Origin of the sequence: Arenibacter catalasegens (genome assembly GCF_002909235.1) — a bacterium.
GTDB classification, from domain to species: Bacteria; Bacteroidota; Bacteroidia; order Flavobacteriales; family Flavobacteriaceae; genus Arenibacter; species Arenibacter catalasegens.
Map to the genome: position 1 here is coordinate 40,480 of NZ_PHQQ01000023.1, position 19,809 is coordinate 60,288.

The following is a 19,809-nucleotide window of genomic DNA, read 5'->3' on the forward strand; positions in this document are numbered from 1 at the left end:
CCGGGTAATGAAAAATTGACTCTAAAGGAACATTTTATTGATTGTCCGTTGTTACTTCCTTGTCATCTTCACCTATAAGTTGAAGATATTTTTTATAATGATGCCTCGCTACTTGTCTACCCAACTCCAAACCGGCAACGTTATCGGCCTGAATATGATATCCTCCCATAACCCTTGAAATACCTGCCATTTCGGCTGTTTCGGTAAAAGTCGGAAATTTTATGATAACTGGGTCATCCATGTTATTAATTTCGGTAAGGGCTCCTGGGACCAATTCAACTTCTGCACCAAAATACTCATCCCCGGTAAATAATCGTAGAGCTTCTGCACAACCACCACTTATGGTACTATGACCGGATACGTAGCTTGGGAATGGAGGACAAAGAAAAGCATCAGGGGAATAAGGTCGCCAATCCTTCCCCTTCATTTCAATCATGCCTTTATCGGGGCCACCCCAGGCCTTGATGACCTTTTCCTGATAATAATCGTGTACTAAGGCATAAGGACGGGTATAATCATAGTACATTTTAGAATCCCAACAAGAGATAAAAGCATCCATGGCTACCGATTCTACTAGGAAATACATTTTCACATCCTGGTCCAATGTATTGTTGTCCCTTAAGGAGACGTCTTGGGCAAATTTTAACCAATGCCCCGCTTGTTGTACGGATTTGGGTCCGTCTCTCATGAATTCTACCAACGCCTTGTTTTCTGGAGTTAAATTTGCCTGAAGGTCAATTACCTCCTGAACTTCTTCTTCCAATTGTTTGGAGCCTACCATAGGGGGAGGTCCTGGTCTAAACTGATCAGCTGTCTCCAATAACAAAGGTTTAACCTTTTGCCAATAAGGGGTTAAGCAACCAGGATTGTATTTGTTGCCTTCTTCATCGATAAAATATTTTGGTTGCCATCTGTTGAGGTCAATGTTTTTATCAATATCATTTACAGGCTTATAATTGGTATAATCAAAGTAAGCCGTGCCATTGGAACCTTCTACTTCTCCATATTGGTTGGAACCGTCAACTCTACGAGCCTGTATCACCATATATGCAGCTAAGTTACCAACTCCCTCTGGTGTGGATGGGTCCATGGATTTGTTATCAGGGTCTAGTCCCAATTGCATCATTTTTTCCTTAAACAGAGTGCTGTCGGAATAATAGTATTCTTTTAAGGCTCTGTATGCAGCATAACTCACTGCTATTTCTTTATTCTTGAGTATCCTGTCCTTTAATGGGAAACGCTCCACATTTTTGAGGTACAGTGGTTGCGCCTTTTCATCGAAACGTGTCCAGGCATCAAACATAGCCGTAAAAATTAATCCCAGATATCTTGAGGTAACTGTTGGCCTTGGCTTAAAGCGATCAGTGTCGTTTGCAGTCCCTTCCAAGGCCATATAGGCCCATTGGAAGGCAACATTATCCTTTCCCCGTGGTTCGTCGGTCATGGCCATCTGATTGTCAGCCATGGCTTTAGACTGTTTGGACTGGTCTTTACAGCCCATCAATCCGAGAAATAAAATAAAAAGTATGGGTGTAAAACGTGACTTGAAGTTCATGGTGGTTGGTTTTATGCACAACAATAGTAGAATTTTAGATGGCGTAAAAATTATTTTTTATACGAAATGATTATATTGCTTTATGAAATGGGTAATTTATTGGATAAGACCATGAGGTGTTTAATTATTGATGATGATCCGTTGATTTGTGATTTACTTGAGCACTTTTGCAGTAAGATCAATGAAATTAAAAGTGTAACCACAACAGTATCGGGTTTCGAATCTATAAATCTTATTAACAGTTCATCATTTGATCTAATTTTTTTGGACTTTAATTTACCGGATATTACTGGGAAGGATATTTTGGACCTGAATCCCAACTCTGCGGTGATTATGGTTACCTCCAACAAGGAATTTGCACTGGATTCCTATAATTACCCAAAAATTGTGGATTATTTGGTAAAACCTATCGATTTCCCTAGGTTCTATAAGGGATTTCTAAGGGCTAAGGATTACATTTCCGCCCATAGGAAGCAGCCTGAAAAAGACGCCCGTCTATTTATAAAGGAGGGTGGAAAATTGGTGAAAATAAAATTAAAGGAAGTCCTCTATTTTAAGTCAGAGGCCAATTACATATCCATTGTCTTTAAAAACAAGAAAATATTGACCTTAATGGCCCTGAAAGATCTAGAGTCAAAGCTTCCCGATTATTTTCAACGTGTGCATCGCTCTTATATCCTAAATCTCAATATGATAGACGTGATACACACAGGTGCCGTGGAAATAAATATGGACAACATACCTGTAAGTCTAAGCTATGCTCAGGAGTTGCTTAGGAAGATCGATCTTTTAAATTGAGATATATCTCTACTCTAAAGCAGCATAAATAATGGGAAAAGGCATTATTTATGACACCCAGGTCATCGCTATTTAAGGAAATAATTTTTTCAGGAAGTACCTTGGAAAGAGTAGTTAATCCAAGAATATTGATATGGGCGATTAGTTTGTGCATTATGGATTCCCATATAATCTGGTCTTTGGCCTCCGTATTTTTGTTTATTTGGTTGATATAGTTTTTGAATTCTGTCTCCAGTAATTTAAGGACCTTATCAATTTTGAGGGTATCATTGTCATAATTCTTATAGATACTTGAAAAATTTGGGGATTCAAACTCATTGCTACCCAAAATTTTATATACGGTATCCTTAAAGCGCTCTATTTGGAAGGGTTTTTGAAAATATTCACACTTTAAAGTCCCTTCTTCAATGGGGTCTAAGGCTGAAACAATAATAATGGGACAGTTTATTTTTTTAGTTTTGATCCAGTCGTTTAAGTCATCCTGTATTTTTTCATTCTCTAGCATTAGATCACTTATTATTAAATCTGGAGAATCTGCCATGAGTATGTTCAATGCCCCTTCCAAAGAATTGGTCTGCAATAAAGTAATGTTCCCGGATTTCAAAACATAATTTATTAATTCGGAAGTGGATGCATCGTCCTCTATGTGCAGAATGCTGTATTGGCCACTTAGTTGCGGCAGGGGAAAGGCTGACAAAGGTTCAGGTTTAGGCAATTTAAGCGATGAGGTGGAAAGGGTTGGTAGGCTAATCCAAAATTCAGACCCTATTTCTTTTTGTGAAGAGGCTTTTAGGGTACCTCCGAACAGTGTTGTTAATTGTTTTACAATGGAGAGGCCAAGTCCATAACTACCATATCTTCCGGACAGATTATTTTTTTCCATAAAAAAACGGTCATTGATCCTATTAAGGTTTTTTGGAAGTACACCTACACCAGTATCGTTCACTTTAATATTTAACACTTGACTTTCAGTACCATTAATATAGGCAGACAGGTCTATGGTACCCTTCTTGGTATATTTTATGGCATTCACCACTAGGTTTGTGATAATTTGTGTTAATCTCAAAGCATCAGTCTGAAATAGCCCAGTTTTAAGTTTATCCTCAATTTGCAGGTTGAATGTTAATCCTTTTTGAACTGCTTCGTATAAATAAGTAGAATGAATATCGCTCAAGAGTTCTGCAATATTGGTGGGTTCCAATTCAATTTGAAGTTTACCTTCAACCAATTTTTGGTGGTCTAAAACGTCGTAAACCAAACCGGCCAAACTATTGGAGCTTCTTTCCAAAGCATGGATTATAGGTAATTGAGAATCGGATGCATTTTTATGTAACAGTTTTGTAAGGCCTAAAATGGCGTTAAGGGGTGTACGCAATTCATGGCTCATATTTTGCAAAAATTCATCACGCTGTTTTCTGGCAGTATGTTCCTTTTCTAATGCAGTGTTCAAGTCAAGTACATTTTGATCAATTTTGACCCTCATTTTGGAGAAAGTATTGGCAAGAATTCCTATTTCGTCCTTTCTATTGGTAGGCAGCGAATGTTCCTCTGGAATACCAAGGTCATAATTGCTGATCGCTTTGGTAATCTTGATAATTTTTTTAGAAAATAGATTAGTGAAAAACCAGGAAAGCAGAATGGAAAACAAGCATACCCATAGTAAGGTTTGTATACTTTGCGTGCGTACTGTAAGCACATTTTTTAGTAAAATATTCTGTTCCATATTGGAAATCAGATATATTTTTCGCTTTCCATCGAAATACGGTAACTCCTTGAGGTAACTTAAATAATTGGCCTGGGGAGAATTTGTTAGTTGATGAAAACCCTCTTTTAATGGTTCAATGGAATTTTCTCCAGTATTATAATCGGAGAAAAAGTTTTGGAATTCTTTGGTCTGTAGGCCAAACTGCTGAGACCTGTCATGGGAATATAAGTACTGGCCCTTGGAATCTATTAGATAAAATTGACTGTCACTACCGGCTATATTATCCAAGTTACGATATAACGGATTTAGGTTAATATTGATTATAAGGATACCAACTTTTTTGTTTTCACTGTTAAAAATGGGACTTGCGACTCGCAGGGTAGGGGTGTATGGAGAACTGATTACACCGTATTCTTCGTTTAAATTAATATTGGAAAAGTAGTGCTCGCCTTTATTTATTTGGATGGCCTCTTTAAAATATTCACGATCTCCTTTTTGTTGTAGGTTGTTGGACTTCTGAACTTTGCCCTTTTCCTTGTCAAAACGAATAATTTCTTTTCCATTTTCATCGGCGTCCAGCAATCTAATTTGAAAATAGGTTTCTTTGTTTTCAAGAATAACACTAAACAGTTGATCTATATCGCTTGTAGTTTTTACAGAAGGACGGTGTATATGCTCTTGTATAGTAGGACTCAAAGCTATGACTGCAATGTCATTGGTTACTTCATTAAGTAAAGCATAGAACGATTGTTCCGCCAATTCAGAGGCCTGCATCATACGTTCTTTTGAATGTGCCGTAATAACTTGGGATGCCTTTCTGAAAACCAAATACCCAGATAGCAGAATGGAGAAAATGATTAGACCAGTAAAAAAAAGGGCAAAACGGGTTACTATGGAATGTCTTAATTTCATTTAATGGCCAATATAAAGTATATAAAAGTAATTTATTCTTTATTGGATTGAAAACAAAAGCTTTTGTGAACCTTCCTTTGGTTATAACATTGGGGAATTCTGTTTTATCCATACTTAGATTAACCTTATGGGTTTAAAAGTTACATTATGAGTGGTTTGTGAAGGTGAGTAATACTATATGGAAAAAAGAAATAACCATTTTAGCTATATTTGTTAGCGCCTATAAAATTAACTTTGATTAATGGAAACCTACGCCACGGCACTTTTATATGCCATCCCATTTTTTGTAATCCTTTTGACGATAGAGATAACCTATGGCTATTTTGTTAAGAAACAAATGCATAAGGTTATGGACACGGTTTCCAGTATTAGTTCTGGACTTACCAATATAATCAAGGATACTTTAGGCCTTGCATTGATTGTGGTTTCTTATCCATTCTTGTTGGAACATTTGGCAATTACAGAAATTAAGGCTACCTGGTTGGTTTGGACCATTGCTTTTATAGTGCTCGATTTTGCGGGTTACTGGAACCATAGGTTAAGTCATAAGGTCAATATTTTTTGGAATCAGCATGTAATCCATCACAGCAGTGAAGAGTTTAATTTGGCATGCGCCCTTAGACAACCAATTAGTAACCTAATAGGCTATTTTTCGTTGTTTCTGGTTCCTGCGGCCGTTTTCGGGGTTCCCCATTTAGTCATAGCTATTTTGGCTCCCATACATTTGTTTGCCCAGTTTTGGTACCATACCAGACATATTGGAAAAATGGGTTGGTTAGAATATGTCTTGGTAACCCCGTCCCAGCACAGGGTGCACCATGCCATAAATCCGGAATACATAGATAAGAATTTAGGGCAGATACTTTGTGTTTGGGATCGTATGTTCAGCACATTTCAGGAGGAGTTGGACGAGGTAACTCCCCAATATGGAGTTTTGAAGCCCGCCGGAACTTGGAATCCTGTAATTATCAATTTTCAACATTTGTGGAGGATAGGCCTGGATGCATGGCGTACAAAAAGTTTTCGGGACAAATTGCGTATTTGGTTCATGCCCACTGGCTGGAGGCCGAATGATGTAAAGGACAAGTATCCCATTACCATAATCGAAGATGTGTACCACTTTAAAAGATATGAATCCCGTGCTACCAATAGGATCAAGTTATATGCTATTTTTCAGATGTTCATTAATTTGGTATTAATGATGTTTATGTTCTTTAATTATTCCGAAATAGGTTTTGAGGGTCTACTGGTATTCAGTGGCTTTATTTTTGTTGGAATCTATGGATATACGACTCTCATGGATAGGAAAAAGTATGCTGTTGCTATAGAGCTGATCAGGGGGTTGGCCGGAATATCGTGGATAGCTTATTTTGGGGATTGGTTTGGGCTAAACTCGTACCTTACCGTGGGCCATGTATGGGTAGGAGCTTACTTCCTAATTACCATTCTTGGTGGAGTATACTTTACCTATTTTGAAAGGGAGGAAAGGGAATTGAAAGTGGTTTCTTAAAAATTTGAAACAACGTTCTTGAAGTGAGTATACTTTTACTTTTGTAGTTTTGAAAATAAAATAATATGATACTTTCCTTATTTCTGAGCCTTTCGAACTTCTATGTCCACTAATTCAATATAACGTTCCATAGCTTCTTCAATGCTTACATTTTTGGCTTGGATAAGTGCATTGGCTTTAAAAGCATTTATTAAGGGGGTCCTGCTTCCTGGATGGCTAAAATTGCGGTTGGCAATTTTAAAATAAGCATATAGTTTTAATAAAAGATCTGCAGGGAGAGGCTCGGTGTAATCATTAATGAAATCGACCGCCGCTATAAATTCTTTATTTAGTTTATCAGTCTTCATTTTCTTTTTGTACCCTTGTAGTTGCAATACATGTCTTCGCCCCTGTTACTTTTTGGTGCAATTTTACGGTTATCGCACTATTCAAAGGTAAGAACAAATCTACTCTAGAGCCAAATTTAATGAATCCTGCATCTTCGCCCTGATGAACACTTTCCCCAACTTCCGCATAATTAACAATACGACGGGCCATAGCTCCTGCGATTTGGCGGTATAGTATGTCCCCAAACTTCGGGGTATTTATGACAACCGTAGTTCTTTCGTTCTCTTCACTGGATTTAGGATGCCAGGCCACAAGATATTTTCCAGCATGGTATTTAGAAAACTTAATAAGTCCACTTACCGGATATCTTGTTACATGTACATTTATCGGGGACATAAAAATAGAAACTTGAATACGTTTTGCCTTGAAATATTCCGTTTCCTCTACTTCTTCAATTACAACCACCTTACCATCTACGGGTGCCAATATTTCATCAAAACTTTTAGTTGCATTCCTTTTAGGGTTTCTAAAGAATTGCAATATTAAAACGAGGATAAGCAGTGAAATTATTTGAAGTCCAAATTTAAGCCAAGTTATATCTACAAAATAATTGGCCAATAGAATAATGGAACACACTATAATAAAGGTTGTAATAATAATTTTTTGCCCTTCTTTATGAAACATGTGAAAAAATAATTAAAGTTAAATATGCAAAAGGTGCTGCAAACACCAAACTGTCCAACCTGTCCAACATTCCACCATGTCCAGGTAATATAGCACCACTATCTTTGACCCCGGCGGACCTTTTAAATTTAGATTCTATTAGGTCGCCCAAACCACCTGTCAATACAATGACCGATGCTAGTATTAACCATTGTGTCAATGAAATATTGGTTTCATATTTCGACAAAAAATAGGCTGCGGCCAATGCAAAAACAAATCCTCCTATTGCTCCCTCAATTGTTTTTTTCGGGGAAATGGACGGAAACAATTTATTGCGACCTATACTTTTGCCCACCAAGTAAGCAAATGTGTCGCTCACCCAGATAAGGATAAATACGCCCATAATCAGAAACTGGGCAAATTCATTGTCTTTATAGGGAATCATCGTTAGGAAAATACAACCTCCCCCTATATAAAATAAACCTATTATAAATTTTTGAAATGTGTTGAACAATTTTTCCTTTCCTGAAAAGAGGTAGTACAACAATATAAAGTTAATGGTTATTGTAATAAACATCAAAATATTGATGAGGATCTTATCATCGATCAGATATATAAATGCCCACCAAAGTGCCAAATAGGCAATAAAAATGTGATATCCGGGAAGTTTTACCATACGTTTGTATTCGTATAGGCAGGCCAATCCAAAGGTCATAAACAAAAAGTCAAAAGCATCAGAGCTCAGAAATACGGCGGAAAGTAGTAAAATTACATATACCGCACCTGTAAGTAAGCGCCTTAAAATTTCTCTCATGTTATAAGTCTTCCAGAAGTAAAAGATAAAGATTTTTAGAACTACTTCCGTAAGTTAAGAAATCGTCTGAATTTTCGGCTGTGGGTTGAAAATGTTTAATGGTGGTGATGTTCGCGGGAATTACATTCTTGTACTTCTTTTTAATTGTTTTTAATCCCTCACCAATGGATTCTACCATTTGACTGGTAGTGGCAAAAACAATAACATTTGATGGTAATTCGTGAAGTTTTCTTTCCTTTAGTTGGTTGGAGCAAACTAAAATGGAGCCATTTTGCGCTATTAAATGTTCACAGGTGGTAAAAAATATTTCACTCTTATTGGGGTGGTCGGTGAAATTTATTTCCTGTTTGGCAAATTTATCTTCCAATCTCTTGTCCATTGAAAAGAAGGTCTGATCTTGCCATTCGTTCTCAATGATAATATTGTCCAAATTGGTAAATACCTCGCTAATGGAGTCGCAATACAAGAACTTTCCACCGTTATGTTTAAAATTAATGGTAAACTTTTCGTCAACGGGAATATTTAAGTCGGGCATATGCTGCCCTCTTGTTTCCACAGTTTCTTTGGAAACTCCTTTTTTCCCTCCCCCAAAAAGTTTATCAAATAACCCCATTAATATCTAAAACGCTCCTTTGGTTCCTACGTCTATAAGAACAACGAATTATTTATTTTTTTATTTTTTTATTTCTGTCTCCGATTCCGAAATATCCTTGTTGGCTTTTTCTTCTTTTTCGGCCGCAATAGCTTTTTCTTCTTTTTCTGCGGCTTCCTCAGCTTCCATCCTCTTATCTCTTTCAAAAAGGCGTTTGCCGAATATCTTTTCCAAATCGTCCTTAAATATAACTTCTTTTTCCAATAATCGCTCTGCCAATTCGGTAAGTTTATCTTTGTTTTCTGATAATAACTCAACCGCTCTCACATACTGCTCCTCAATAAGCTTGGAAATCTCTTTGTCTATGGTCAATGCAGTCTGTTCGCTATACGGTTTTGAGAAACCATATTCATTTTGACCAGATGAATCGTAATAGGTGAGATTTCCTATCTCATCATTTAAACCGTAAATGGTTACCATGGCCCTAGCTTGTTTGGTTACTTTTTCCAAATCGCTAAGTGCACCTGTAGATATTTGGTTAAAGATGACTTTTTCAGCAGCCCTTCCTCCTAAGGTAGCGCACATTTCATCTTTCATTTGATCTGGGCGAACAATTAAGCGTTCTTCAGGTAAATACCAAGCTGCACCTAAAGATTGCCCTCTAGGTACTATAGTTACTTTTACAAGTGGTGCTGCATGTTCCAACATCCAGCTTACCGTTGCGTGTCCCGCTTCGTGATAGGCAATGGTTTTCTTTTCACCAGGTGTGATTATTTTATTTTTTTTCTCTAAACCGCCAACGATTCTATCCACGGCATCCAAAAAGTCTTGTTTGGTTACTGCTTTCTTTTCCTTACGTGCTGCGATCAATGCCGCTTCGTTACAAACATTGGCAATATCGGCACCTGAAAAACCAGGCGTTTGTTTGGCTAGAAAATCCATATCCAGCGTCTCCGCTGTTTTTATTGGTCTAAGGTGAACTTCGAAAATTTCTTTACGTTCCCTTATATCTGGAAGATCAACATATATCTGTCTGTCAAATCGTCCTGCTCTCATTAATGCCTTGTCCAATACATCGGCACGGTTGGTGGCAGCCAATACAATAACGTTTGTGTTGGTACCAAAACCATCCATTTCTGTCAATAATTGGTTCAAGGTGTTCTCCCTTTCATCATTGGAGCCTGTGAAGTTATTTTTTCCTCTGGCCCTTCCAATAGCATCGATCTCATCAATAAAAATAATGGCAGGTGATTTGTCCTTGGCTTGTTTAAATAGGTCTCTTACCCTAGAGGCTCCTACTCCTACGAACATCTCTACAAAATCTGATCCAGAAAGAGAAAAGAAAGGAACTTTGGCCTCTCCTGCAACTGCTTTGGCCAATAAGGTTTTACCAGTTCCCGGAGGTCCTACTAACAGGGCTCCTTTAGGGATTTTCCCTCCTAATGAGGTATATTTATCCGGATTTCTTAAGAATTCTACTATTTCCTCTACTTCCTCCTTGGCACCTTCTAGTCCGGCAACATCCTTAAATGAGGTTCTTGTATCTGTTTTTTCGTCAAATAGTTTGGCTTTTGATTTGCCAATATTGAATATTTGACCTCCGGCACCACCTCCGGCACCTCCGGACATACGACGCATTAAGTAAATCCAGATACCTATGATCAACACAAAGGGCAATAGGGTTAACAGAAGTTCGGTGAGCACATTGGATTCCTGATCGTATGTTAGCTCGGTGTCTAGACTGTTTTCCTTTTTGATATCATTGATCTCGTTTTCAAAATTCTGCTGATCCCCATAGTTAACTATGTACTGTGGTGCAGCAGTAGCCGTTAATGAAAAAGGTTGGTCGGAAACATCCTTGTGAACCTCTTTATTTAAAGCCTCTTCTGTAAGGAAGATTTTTGCTTGTCTAGTATTGGTGATAACCAATATTTTTCTAATATCCCCATTTCTAAGGTATTCTTGTAACTCGGATGTACTTGCTTTTTTGGTGTTTGCAAAGTTTCCGCTGCCGAAAAATTGAAAACCAATTAACAATATTGCTATTAAGCCATATATCCACCAAGTATTGAATTTGGGTTTTTTTGGACCTGTATTATTTTCTTTTGCCATTATTTTTTTTTACTGATTGAAGCTACTTTCAACTGCTGTTACTTTGGCATCTCCCCAAAGTCCTTCTATATCATAATATTCTCTCACTTGTTTTTGAAATACATGTACCACTACGTTTACATAGTCCATTAAAACCCATTCAGCATTATCCGAACCTTCTACATGCCAAGGTTTGTCTTGAATTGCTTTACTAACGGTTTTTTGGATGGAGCCTACTATGGCGTTTACATGTGTGTTGGAAGTACCATTACAAATAATAAAGTAGTCACAAACAGTATTCTCTATATCTCTTAGATCAAGTAAATTTATATCATGTCCTTTAACCTCTTCTATTCCTCCTAAAATTAAGGCAATTAACTCATCTGCGCTACTTTTCCTTTTCTGCATTCAAAAATTTTAATTTTTACAAAGTTATTATTTTTTTGTTTTTTTAACTATTGTTTTTAACAATACATTATATAATAATCATAAGATTGTATATGCAATTAATCAAACTTAGTGCCACGGACTCCACAAATGCCTATTTAAAGGATTTGATGTTCAACAAGAATCCCGGGGATTTTACGGTTGTAATGGCCCATTCCCAAATGAAGGGTCGTGGGCAAATGGGGACAACTTGGCTTTCCGAGCCCGGTAAAAACCTGACATGTAGCGTATTGGTTAAGTCTCGTGACATTAAAGTTACGGATCAATTTCTTCTTAATATTTTTGTTTCTCTGGCAATTTACGAAACACTTTCCCAACTACAAGTACCTGATTTGAAGATTAAATGGCCTAACGACATTATGTCAGGACATTCTAAAATTTGTGGAATTCTTATCGAAAATATGTTGTCCGGACAACATATTCAGGCCTCAATTATTGGAATTGGTTTAAATGTTAATCAATTAACGTTTAATAACCTGCCGAATGTATCCTCATTAAAGCTATTATTGGGAAGAACATTAAATTTGGAAGAGCTACTCCTTAAAATTGTGGATAATTTAAAAGGCTTTCTTGAAACAGGTGGGGAAGAGGATCGTGAGGGCCTATTTGATAGGTATGAGACCAGGCTTTTTAGAAAAGACAAGCCTTCCACTTTCAGCAATCAAGATAATGAAATGTTTATGGGCTTTATAAAAGGGGTTTCTAGTGGAGGAAAGCTGCAAATCTTAATGGAGGATAATATCCTAAAAGAATTCAATTTAAAGGAGGTGAAACTTTTGTATTAAATCCAAAATAGGGGATAAACTTATAAATTGGAAAGATTATCGGACAGTGTTCCAATGAAATTGTTGATAGGCGATTTTATCATCATGGCCATCATGGCATTGAATTCTCCTTCAAAACTTAACGTCACTTCACTTTCAGTATCATTTATTTCAGTAATATCTGCTGTTAAGGTAAAGGGCAATTTTTCACTGGCAGCTCCAAAACTTAATTGGGAATGCGGAGTTTGCTGTTTTTTTTGCAGTACAATTTCCGGCATTCCGGTAAGTGCAAATAAAAAGCGGTTTTCATTGATTACCTCAAACTTACTAATATTTTTAGGCATTAAGGTCTCAAAATTTTTCACGTCGTTAAGAAAATCAAAAACTTCCTTACTACTTTTATTTACTTTTTTCTTGGGTGTTTCTAAATACATAATTTATGATTGCCAGTTAGAGGGGTTGCTTTTCCACTCTAGTAAGGTTTTTAATTGATTCTCTTTTATATAGTTTGTTTCTGAGGCCTGTTGGATTAAAAAATCGTAATCGCTCAATGTATGAAGGTCTAGACCATGTTTTTTAAAATTTTCATTGGCTACGTCAAATCCATAAGTAAAAATGGCCAGCATTCCTTTTACATGTGCGCCATTATTTTTTAAGGCTTCAACGGCATTCAAGCTACTTTTTCCAGTGCTGATCAAATCTTCAATGACAACCACGCTTTGATTTGCCTCCAGTTTACCTTCTATTTGGTTTTGCCGCCCGTGCGATTTGGCTTCCGGCCGAACATAAATAAAGGGAAGCCCTAAATATTCGGCAACCAACATTCCTATGCCGATAGCTCCCGTAGCTACACCCGCTATCACATCTGGCTTGCCGTACAGGCTTTCTACTTGCTTTCCCATTTGTTCCCGAACATAATTTCTAATGCTTGGGTATGAGAGGATTATCCTATTATCGCAATAAATTGGAGATTTCCAACCTGAAGCCCATGTAAATGGATTTTCAGGTTTCAACTTAATTGCATTAATTTGTAGCAGAAGCTCTGCAGTTTTTTTGGCAGTGTCTTTGTCTAAAACCATGACGCAAATGTATAAAGTTTTTGTTAATGAGTCACCTCTGATATTGACAAATAAATTATCGGATACGGCAAATAATAAATATTTTCTGTTGAACGGGTCTGCTATTAACGAAGCAATCGACTCTTTGGCCAATAAAAAACTTAGTGAAGCTTTTATTTATCATCCTAACCATGAAGAGATCTTAAAGAAATTTTCGAAGAAAATACCATTGGTGGTAGCAGCAGGCGGAGTGGTAACCAATAAAGCAGGGAAGGTTCTTTTTATTTACCGTAACGATAAATGGGATCTGCCTAAAGGGAAATTGGATAAGGGTGAGACGATAGAAGAATGTGCATTGCGCGAAGTTGAGGAAGAAACCGGGGTAAAGGGCTTGAAAATAGAAAATTTTCTAAGGACAACCTATCATCTCTTTAAGAGGAACGGAGGTTATAAATTAAAAGAAGTGCATTGGTTTGCCATGAAAACAAATTTTAAAGGGGATTTGGTAGGCGAGGCCAGTGAGGGAATAGAAAAAGTAAAATGGAAAGGCCCGGAAAAAATTAAAAAAGCCTTGGAAAATTCCTATGCGAACATCAAAATCCTGTTTGAAGATTAATTGATTAATCCTTCAAGATTCGATAAATAGGATATTGCATATGTTCCGTTTCGTAGTATTTAGACTGTTTGTATATCCAGTCCAATTGGGCGTACCAGTCACCTGAAAAGATACTGTCCAATTCCTTTTTCAATTCAAATTGGTTTTTGATTTCTTTATTCTCATGTAGGATTTCCAAGGCAAGATCTTCGAAGACATATGGCGAGAAGCTTTCCTTTTGCTGTAATATGGCATCGAAAAAATTCCAATTAAAGAACGAATCCGTTGCTTCAGGTTCCATGGTCTCCAACAAATAGCGCAAACCCTTTTGATTGGTAGGGACTAGAATATCGCCAGAAGTGAAATTGACTTTTTTGTTACTACGGAGAACTTTGGTGTTGTAATGCGGGTAATGCCCCTCATAGGATTTTTGAAAAGTGCTAAAACTATCTATTTTATAAGACTCTACAACTAGAGAGGTATCTTCCTTAAAGGTCTTATAACTTATTTGGTTTGCGGTCAACAAATCTATTATTTTATCAAAACCCTTTCTTATTACATATGCTTTAGGGATTTCTACCTCATGGACGGGTTTATAATAATTTTGATATTCAACTTCTTTTTCAAAAGGTCTGTTTCTATCATATTTTAGCCGTGGAAAACCCGTTATTTCACTTATATACTCGTCGGCTTCGTAACCCTTGAATTGTAAAATGGTACTTTTTGTGGTGTCAATAGCCCATTGCAGCGGGTAATTTTGTCTTTCTAGATATCCCTCAAAAGCATTCTCCCTTAAATCCTTAATTTTTTTATAATCCTTTTCGGATATGTCCAAAATTTTCGTCATTAACGTGTATACACCTTCCACTCTTTGTTTATAGGGTTTTAGCATATGTGTTTCAACCATTAAGCCCAAGGTATTCCACAGTGAGGTATAGCCAGTAGAATACCTAGGATAGTCTATAAACTGGGTAAATCCTTTTTCGGGGACCTGGTTAAATACATTTACATAGGGCGATATGTCCCAGTCCGCTTGGGTCAATGAACTTTCTAGGGCGGGCATCATTTCTTTATGAAGGTAGTTTCCTAATTCTCCGCCCAGTTTATTGTGTTGTGTAAATAAGTGGGTAAGCGTGTATTGGTAGTCCGCACCATTGCTAACGTGGTTATCTATAAAGATATCCGGTTTTATTAAATGAAAAATTTTGGCAAACGTTTGGGCATTTTTGGAGTCCGATTTTATAAAATCCCGATTAAGATCATAATTTTTTGCGTTGCCCCTAAAACCATAAGCTTCAGGTCCATTTTGGTTTACCCTAGAAGTAGAGTTCCTGTTTAAGGCCCCACCAACATTGTAAATAGGTATGGTAACTACTACTGTGTTTTTCGGAGGATCAATATTGTTCATTGCCAAGTCCCTAAATAAAAGCATGGTGGCATCTATACCATCGCTTTCTCCGGGATGGATACCATTATTTATGAATAGGATACTCTTATTTCTACTTATTTTTTGAAAATTAAAGTCGGCATCGGGATTGTAGGTGACCATATGCAATGGATAGCCGCTATCGGTATTACCTATAATCTGAATATTTATTTCGGGAAATTCTTTGGCAAGTTGAAGGTAGAAGTCAATGATTTGTAGATAAGTGGCTGTTTCTTCTCCATTACTACGCTCAAAAACAGTTTTAATGTTTTCTATTTTCTTTTCTTTTTTGGTCTCGCAAGAAATAAGACAAAGCAATACAAATAGTCTTACCAGAAGTTTCATGCTACATTGAAATTTTGTTTAAAACTCAAAAAAAGGGACTTTAGAGATAATTCGAAAACGATATTGGGTTTGGATTTATAGCTGTTGAAATAAGTCCAAAATGATTTTCAAAAACTCAAAGTTAGCTAAAAACTTGGGTATTAAACGGAAATGGCAGTGGTAATTTCTTCGATTTCGGATCTTCGAATAGGTTTGCTATTAAATATGATACTGTGGTGTGTCAATGACTTGAAATTTTCAGCCTTGTCCTTGTCATATTGATCAATAGAGGAGGTTACAATATTAATGTTGATGCTTTTGGTTAGAGGCAATTTTATAAATTCTTCCAAAAACTCCCATCCATCCATAATGGGCATGTTAATGTCTAGAAAAATTAAATCGGGAAGCTCCGATTTTTTAATCATCATTTTCTTTATTCGTTCAAGAGCCATTTGTCCATTTTTAAACTCAAAAATGGTATCACAAGTGGCAACGGAATTCAATATTTTTTTAATACCGTAAACTGTTATCGGGTCGTCATCGACAATGAATATGGAATTAATTTTTTTCATTAAAGTATATGTTAAATGTGCTTCCAATTCCAACCTGACTTGTAGCACTTATTTTACCTTGCATGGCTTCTATTTGATTTTTAGCAATGTATAGTCCCAGTCCTTTGGCATCGGCATTGCCGTGGAAGGTTTTGTACATTCCGAATAACTTGGATCCATATTTTTTTAAGTCCAACCCCATTCCGTTATCTTCAATACTTAGTACCGTATAATTCTGCACATAATTCAGGCTTAGTTTTATAATAGGAGGAGTGTCCTGCTTCTTATATTTTACAGCATTGGAAATTATATTTGTCAAAATGTTTTGCAAGTAAACCGGAACAACATTTAGCTTAACCTCATCGGATATTTCGCTGATGACCGTTGCTCTGTTTTTATCTAGCTCCGGTTTAAGGTTCATTAGAACAGCGTTGACTTTTTTATTAACGTTTACCTCTTTCTTGATTATGTTAGACTCCGTATTAATGGCCACAATATCGTTTAAGTTATGAAGTGTGTCCATTAGATTTTTAGAGGAATCCGTTAGCATGTCCATAATTCTTGATTTTTCCTCTTCATCTTTCTCGTTGGCCAGGAAGTCCAATAGCATTGCAAAATTTGCAGAATGAGACCTTAAATTATGGGAAACAATATGGGCAAAATTAATTAGTTTTTTATTTTGGGATGAAGTGACCGAAATTAAGTTTTTAAGTTCTTCTTCCTTTTCTTTTTGTTCTGAAATATCCATACTTATTCCTACCAGCCCTGTAACTTCTCCATTATCTCCTTTCAAAGGAATCTTGGAAGAAAGAAAGGTAACAGCTGTTCCGTCTGGGGCTGTACGAGTAAGTTCTTTGTTCAACATTGCATTCTGGGAAATCATCACTTCTATATCTTCATCCCTGAATTTTTGTGCTGTAGCTTTGTCGTATAGGTCAAAATCATCCTTGCCTATAATATCGTTCTCCTTTTCTAGTCCTAAAAATTGTAATTCATATTTGTTGGCCAATAATTTTCTGGATTGGGTATCCTTAATGTAAATCTGTAATGGCAGGTTATTGATAAGAGTTTTGAGCAGGTGCTCATTGTCTTTGGTTTTTTGTTCCTTTTGAACATAATCCGTTATATCCTGAACTATTCCTATAAGACCCACGTATTCGCCGCTCTTGTATAATGGCTTACCGGAAACAACTACCCATTTTTCATTTCCTTTAGCGGTAACTATCTGCAATTTTTCGTTCCAAGAGGTTTTTTTCTCCATAGCCGAAAAAATGGCCATGGAAATAGTATTTCTACTATAGCCCATTTTATAAAAATTAACGGAGCTATCTATGTCTATTTCATAATCTTCATCGACCTCGAAAATACGCCTGATCATCCCACAGAAAATAAACTTATCTTGTTGTTTATGATATTCCCAGCTGCCTATTTTTCCATGATTACCTGTTTCTTTTTGCAGAAATTCGAGTTTCTCAATTTTTAATTCGCTTTTAACCCGCTCTGTTACATCTTCGGTTTGAATAATGGCGCCAATTATGTTTTCCTGTTCATCGTACCAGGGAATATTGTTCCACTGAAACCATTTGTCTTTAGAGTCGTCATCTAAATAAACATCTGTTGCGGTTTCGGGAAATTTCCCTTCGAAGCAAGCCAACAAAGTCTCTGTCCATTTATTGCTGACATTATTAAACAAATCATATATGGATTTACCAATATAATCCGTTCCCTTAAAATGAAAATCTTCGGCCCACTGGTCAGATGCGTAAACAACCTTGAACTCCCTATTGATAAAAGCAGTTGGCTTAGGCAACTGTTTTATCAGGAATTGGTTTGTTACAGTGGGGGTCTTCATAATCATCTGTCGCATTTTCCTACAATAGTAATCTGATTCAGCGAACCTGCGAATAGATTGTTGTGAATTGGACAAAATTAGTGGTGTAACGCTAGTATGAAGTAATTTTATATCAAATTAAGTTCTATTTACGACCCTTCACGCCGTGAAAACTGTAGTCCATAGGTCAGTGGAATTGTTGATAATGCAATAAGTGCAAATGTTTACATTGAGATTTAAAATAAGGGAACTGTCCTATTTTGTTCTAACTGAATCTGGTACTAAACCTGTGTAGTCGCCACCATTTCTTATAACATCCCTTACTATCGAGGAACTAATGTAAGATTTGCCGGAGGAGGTAAGCAAGAAAACTGTTTCTATTTCAGAAAGTTTGCGATTGGTGTGTGCTATAGCCTTTTCAAATTCAAAATCCCCTGGATTTCTAAGACCTCTTAGGATATATCCGGCATTAACTTTTTTACAAAAGTCCACGGTAAGACCCTGGTAGGTAAGAACACTTATTTGTGGTTCATCCTTAAAGGCTTCGGAAATAAATTTTTTACGTTCCTCTAGGGGAAACATGTATTGTTTATCTGTATTTACGCCTATGGCAATGATGAGCTCATCAAAAAGTGTGATTCCTCTTTTTATTATATCGTAATGTCCAAGGGTCAGCGGGTCAAATGAACCCGGAAAGATGGCGCGTCTTTTCATTTTTAAACTATTATGGTTAACTTTTCCCAATGTTGTAAATGGCATAGGGAGTAGTTAGTTATTATAAATACCCGTTATTCTTTGGTAGGGTACGGATTTTAAAATTACTTAATTTATCCCAATGCTTCCCAAATGGCACTTTCAAAGAGTTCTGAAAGGGAAATACCTGCTATTTTTGCTTGCTGGGGTAAAATACTTTCTGTGGTAAGTCCCGGCGTTGTATTCATTTCCAACATAAAAGGTTCATCATCCACAAATATGAATTCACTTCTTGAAAAACCTTTCATTTTAAGTACTTCATAGGCCTTTTTTGCCATTTTGGTAACTTTTTCCTCCTGAGAGTTACTTATCCTTGCAGGTGTAATTTCTTGTGACTTTCCTTCATATTTAGCTTCGTAATCAAAAAAATCATTCTCCGAAACTATTTCAGTTATGGGTAGTACTTTGGTCTGTCCTTGGAATTTGATCACTCCTACGGAGACTTCGGTTCCATTTAAAAAAGATTCTATAAGTATTTCATTGTCTTCAAGAAATGCATTATCAATGGCCTTTAGCAATTCTTCTTTCTTATAGACTTTGGAAATACCAAAACTACTACCAGCCTTATTGGCCTTTACAAAACAAGGCAAGCCAACTTTTTCTATAATTGCATCCTCGTTAACAGGGTCGCCTAAATTCATATAATAGGAAGGTGCGGATTTAATACCGTAGGGCTTTAAAACGCTTAGAAGGTCTCGCTTGTTGAAGGTCAAAGCTGCTTGGTAATAATCGCAGGCAGTTTGTGGAATTCCGATTATTTGGAAATAGGCCTGCATTAAACCATCTTCTCCAGGTGATCCATGTATAGCGTTAAATATACAGTCAAATTTTAAGGTTTCGTTGTCGAGGGTTACCGTAAAATCATGCCTGTTAACATTGTATTCTTTATGGTCGTGGGCTTTATAGATCCATTTGTCTTTAAAAATGTGGATTTTGAAGGCATTAAATTTTTCCTTGTCCAAATAATCATAAACTACCCCTCCGCTTATTAAAGAGATTTTATACTCGCTGGAGTAGCCACCCATTATAATTGCAATATTTTTTTTCATGCCTTAAATCTAATTTTTAATACTCAAATTTTCGATGGTCAAAG

General features: G+C 36.7%; 19 protein-coding genes. 4 read left to right on the forward strand and 15 right to left on the reverse strand.

Annotated elements, in window-relative coordinates; genetic code table 11:
* Positions 1-34 precede the first annotated feature (34 nt).
* Positions 35-1,555, reverse strand: a complete 1,521-nt coding sequence (locus CWD90_RS16660) for a vanadium-dependent haloperoxidase (protein ID WP_239986548.1) — start codon at positions 1,553-1,555, stop codon at positions 35-37.
* A gap of 87 nt (positions 1,556-1,642) precedes the next feature.
* On the opposite strand from CWD90_RS16660, the gene CWD90_RS16665 reads away from it, so the two are divergent.
* Positions 1,643-2,353: a LytR/AlgR family response regulator transcription factor gene (locus tag CWD90_RS16665; protein ID WP_192878039.1), complete on the forward strand. Its 711-nt coding sequence runs from the start codon at positions 1,643-1,645 to the stop codon at positions 2,351-2,353.
* On the opposite strand, the gene CWD90_RS16670 is transcribed toward CWD90_RS16665, so the two are convergent.
* Complete coding sequence (locus tag CWD90_RS16670; RefSeq protein WP_103477209.1) at positions 2,328-4,970, reverse strand: ATP-binding protein; 2,643 nt, start codon at positions 4,968-4,970, stop codon at positions 2,328-2,330. The two genes, CWD90_RS16665 and CWD90_RS16670, sit on opposite strands and share 26 nt — an antisense overlap.
* Positions 4,971-5,211: 241 nt before the next feature.
* Here CWD90_RS16670 and CWD90_RS16675 point away from each other — a divergent pair, with 241 nt between their 5' ends.
* Positions 5,212-6,480, forward strand: a complete 1,269-nt coding sequence (locus tag CWD90_RS16675) for a sterol desaturase family protein (protein WP_103477210.1) — start codon at positions 5,212-5,214, stop codon at positions 6,478-6,480.
* A gap of 77 nt (positions 6,481-6,557) precedes the next feature.
* On the opposite strand, the gene CWD90_RS16680 is transcribed toward CWD90_RS16675, so the two are convergent.
* From CWD90_RS16680 to rsfS, 6 genes are read right to left on the reverse strand one after another with little or no spacing between them, the layout of a single operon-like run.
* Entirely contained in the window at positions 6,558-6,827 is a 270-nt protein-coding gene (locus CWD90_RS16680) for an acyl-CoA-binding protein (protein ID WP_103477211.1), read from the reverse strand.
* Positions 6,817-7,491: a phosphatidylserine decarboxylase family protein gene (locus CWD90_RS16685; RefSeq protein ID WP_103477212.1), complete on the reverse strand. Its 675-nt coding sequence runs from the start codon at positions 7,489-7,491 to the stop codon at positions 6,817-6,819. Before CWD90_RS16685 ends, CWD90_RS16680 begins: the two co-directional genes overlap by 11 nt.
* Entirely contained in the window at positions 7,481-8,284 is an 804-nt protein-coding gene (locus CWD90_RS16690) for a phosphatidate cytidylyltransferase (protein ID WP_103477213.1), read from the reverse strand. Before CWD90_RS16690 ends, CWD90_RS16685 begins: the two co-directional genes overlap by 11 nt.
* Position 8,285: 1 nt before the next feature.
* The gene (locus CWD90_RS16695) at positions 8,286-8,897 is read right to left on the reverse strand and encodes an LUD domain-containing protein (RefSeq protein WP_103477214.1); all 612 of its coding nucleotides are present in this window, start codon (positions 8,895-8,897) and stop codon (positions 8,286-8,288) included.
* 60 nt (positions 8,898-8,957) lie between these two features.
* Positions 8,958-10,988, reverse strand: a complete 2,031-nt coding sequence (gene ftsH, locus CWD90_RS16700) for an ATP-dependent zinc metalloprotease FtsH (RefSeq protein WP_103477215.1) — start codon at positions 10,986-10,988, stop codon at positions 8,958-8,960.
* A gap of 9 nt (positions 10,989-10,997) precedes the next feature.
* Positions 10,998-11,375, reverse strand: a complete 378-nt coding sequence (rsfS, locus tag CWD90_RS16705; protein WP_103477216.1) for a ribosome silencing factor — start codon at positions 11,373-11,375, stop codon at positions 10,998-11,000.
* A 92-nt stretch (positions 11,376-11,467) separates the two neighbouring features.
* On the opposite strand from rsfS, the gene CWD90_RS16710 reads away from it, so the two are divergent.
* Positions 11,468-12,199 carry a biotin--[acetyl-CoA-carboxylase] ligase gene (locus CWD90_RS16710; protein WP_103477217.1) on the forward strand — a complete coding sequence of 244 codons (732 nt, stop codon included), beginning with the start codon at positions 11,468-11,470 and terminating at the stop codon, positions 12,197-12,199.
* A 20-nt stretch (positions 12,200-12,219) separates the two neighbouring features.
* Here CWD90_RS16710 and CWD90_RS16715 read toward each other — a convergent pair whose 3' ends face one another.
* Together CWD90_RS16715 and pyrE are read right to left on the reverse strand one after the other, a co-directional pair.
* Entirely contained in the window at positions 12,220-12,612 is a 393-nt protein-coding gene (locus tag CWD90_RS16715; protein ID WP_103477218.1) for an orotate phosphoribosyltransferase, read from the reverse strand.
* Between the two features lie 3 nt (positions 12,613-12,615).
* A complete protein-coding gene (gene pyrE, locus CWD90_RS16720; RefSeq protein ID WP_103477219.1) occupies positions 12,616-13,257 on the reverse strand; it encodes an orotate phosphoribosyltransferase in 642 nt (213 codons plus the stop codon).
* A 7-nt stretch (positions 13,258-13,264) separates the two neighbouring features.
* Here pyrE and CWD90_RS16725 point away from each other — a divergent pair, with 7 nt between their 5' ends.
* Complete coding sequence (locus CWD90_RS16725) at positions 13,265-13,852, forward strand: NUDIX hydrolase (protein WP_103477267.1); 588 nt, start codon at positions 13,265-13,267, stop codon at positions 13,850-13,852.
* A 4-nt stretch (positions 13,853-13,856) separates the two neighbouring features.
* Here CWD90_RS16725 and CWD90_RS16730 read toward each other — a convergent pair whose 3' ends face one another.
* The 5 genes from CWD90_RS16730 to CWD90_RS16750 form a co-directional block, all read right to left on the reverse strand.
* The gene (locus CWD90_RS16730) at positions 13,857-15,602 is read right to left on the reverse strand and encodes a M14 family metallopeptidase (RefSeq protein ID WP_103477220.1); all 1,746 of its coding nucleotides are present in this window, start codon (positions 15,600-15,602) and stop codon (positions 13,857-13,859) included.
* A gap of 140 nt (positions 15,603-15,742) precedes the next feature.
* Entirely contained in the window at positions 15,743-16,153 is a 411-nt protein-coding gene (locus tag CWD90_RS16735; RefSeq protein ID WP_103477221.1) for a response regulator, read from the reverse strand.
* On the reverse strand, positions 16,140-17,990 hold the full coding sequence (locus CWD90_RS16740) for a PAS domain-containing sensor histidine kinase (protein WP_103477222.1): 1,851 nt from the start codon (positions 17,988-17,990) through the stop codon (positions 16,140-16,142). The genes CWD90_RS16735 and CWD90_RS16740 overlap by 14 nt, the downstream gene beginning before the upstream one ends.
* A gap of 228 nt (positions 17,991-18,218) precedes the next feature.
* A complete protein-coding gene (gene coaD / locus CWD90_RS16745) occupies positions 18,219-18,722 on the reverse strand; it encodes a pantetheine-phosphate adenylyltransferase (protein ID WP_239986549.1) in 504 nt (167 codons plus the stop codon).
* A gap of 68 nt (positions 18,723-18,790) precedes the next feature.
* Positions 18,791-19,765, reverse strand: coding sequence for a D-alanine--D-alanine ligase (locus CWD90_RS16750; RefSeq protein ID WP_103477223.1), 975 nt, complete (start codon positions 19,763-19,765; stop codon positions 18,791-18,793).
* Positions 19,766-19,809 lie beyond the last annotated feature (44 nt).

Coding starts and splice junctions, on each gene's coding strand:
- CWD90_RS16740 (WP_103477222.1), bottom strand. CDS start 17,990: ATGATTATGAAGACCCCCACTGTAACAAACCAATTCCTGATAAAACAG.
- CWD90_RS16660 (WP_239986548.1), bottom strand. CDS start 1,555: ATGAACTTCAAGTCACGTTTTACACCCATACTTTTTATTTTATTTCTC.
- CWD90_RS16715 (WP_103477218.1), bottom strand. CDS start 12,612: ATGTATTTAGAAACACCCAAGAAAAAAGTAAATAAAAGTAGTAAGGAA.
- CWD90_RS16730 (WP_103477220.1), bottom strand. CDS start 15,602: ATGAAACTTCTGGTAAGACTATTTGTATTGCTTTGTCTTATTTCTTGC.
- CWD90_RS16665 (WP_192878039.1), top strand. CDS start 1,643: ATGGGTAATTTATTGGATAAGACCATGAGGTGTTTAATTATTGATGAT.
- CWD90_RS16695 (WP_103477214.1), bottom strand. CDS start 8,897: ATGGGGTTATTTGATAAACTTTTTGGGGGAGGGAAAAAAGGAGTTTCC.
- rsfS (WP_103477216.1), bottom strand. CDS start 11,375: ATGCAGAAAAGGAAAAGTAGCGCAGATGAGTTAATTGCCTTAATTTTA.
- coaD (WP_239986549.1), bottom strand. CDS start 18,722: ATGCCATTTACAACATTGGGAAAAGTTAACCATAATAGTTTAAAAATG.
- CWD90_RS16680 (WP_103477211.1), bottom strand. CDS start 6,827: ATGAAGACTGATAAACTAAATAAAGAATTTATAGCGGCGGTCGATTTC.
- CWD90_RS16675 (WP_103477210.1), top strand. CDS start 5,212: ATGGAAACCTACGCCACGGCACTTTTATATGCCATCCCATTTTTTGTA.
- CWD90_RS16725 (WP_103477267.1), top strand. CDS start 13,265: ATGTATAAAGTTTTTGTTAATGAGTCACCTCTGATATTGACAAATAAA.
- CWD90_RS16735 (WP_103477221.1), bottom strand. CDS start 16,153: ATGAAAAAAATTAATTCCATATTCATTGTCGATGACGACCCGATAACA.
- CWD90_RS16670 (WP_103477209.1), bottom strand. CDS start 4,970: ATGAAATTAAGACATTCCATAGTAACCCGTTTTGCCCTTTTTTTTACT.
- CWD90_RS16690 (WP_103477213.1), bottom strand. CDS start 8,284: ATGAGAGAAATTTTAAGGCGCTTACTTACAGGTGCGGTATATGTAATT.
- pyrE (WP_103477219.1), bottom strand. CDS start 13,257: ATGGTTTTAGACAAAGACACTGCCAAAAAAACTGCAGAGCTTCTGCTA.
- CWD90_RS16685 (WP_103477212.1), bottom strand. CDS start 7,491: ATGTTTCATAAAGAAGGGCAAAAAATTATTATTACAACCTTTATTATA.
- CWD90_RS16710 (WP_103477217.1), top strand. CDS start 11,468: ATGCAATTAATCAAACTTAGTGCCACGGACTCCACAAATGCCTATTTA.
- CWD90_RS16750 (WP_103477223.1), bottom strand. CDS start 19,765: ATGAAAAAAAATATTGCAATTATAATGGGTGGCTACTCCAGCGAGTAT.
- ftsH (WP_103477215.1), bottom strand. CDS start 10,988: ATGGCAAAAGAAAATAATACAGGTCCAAAAAAACCCAAATTCAATACT.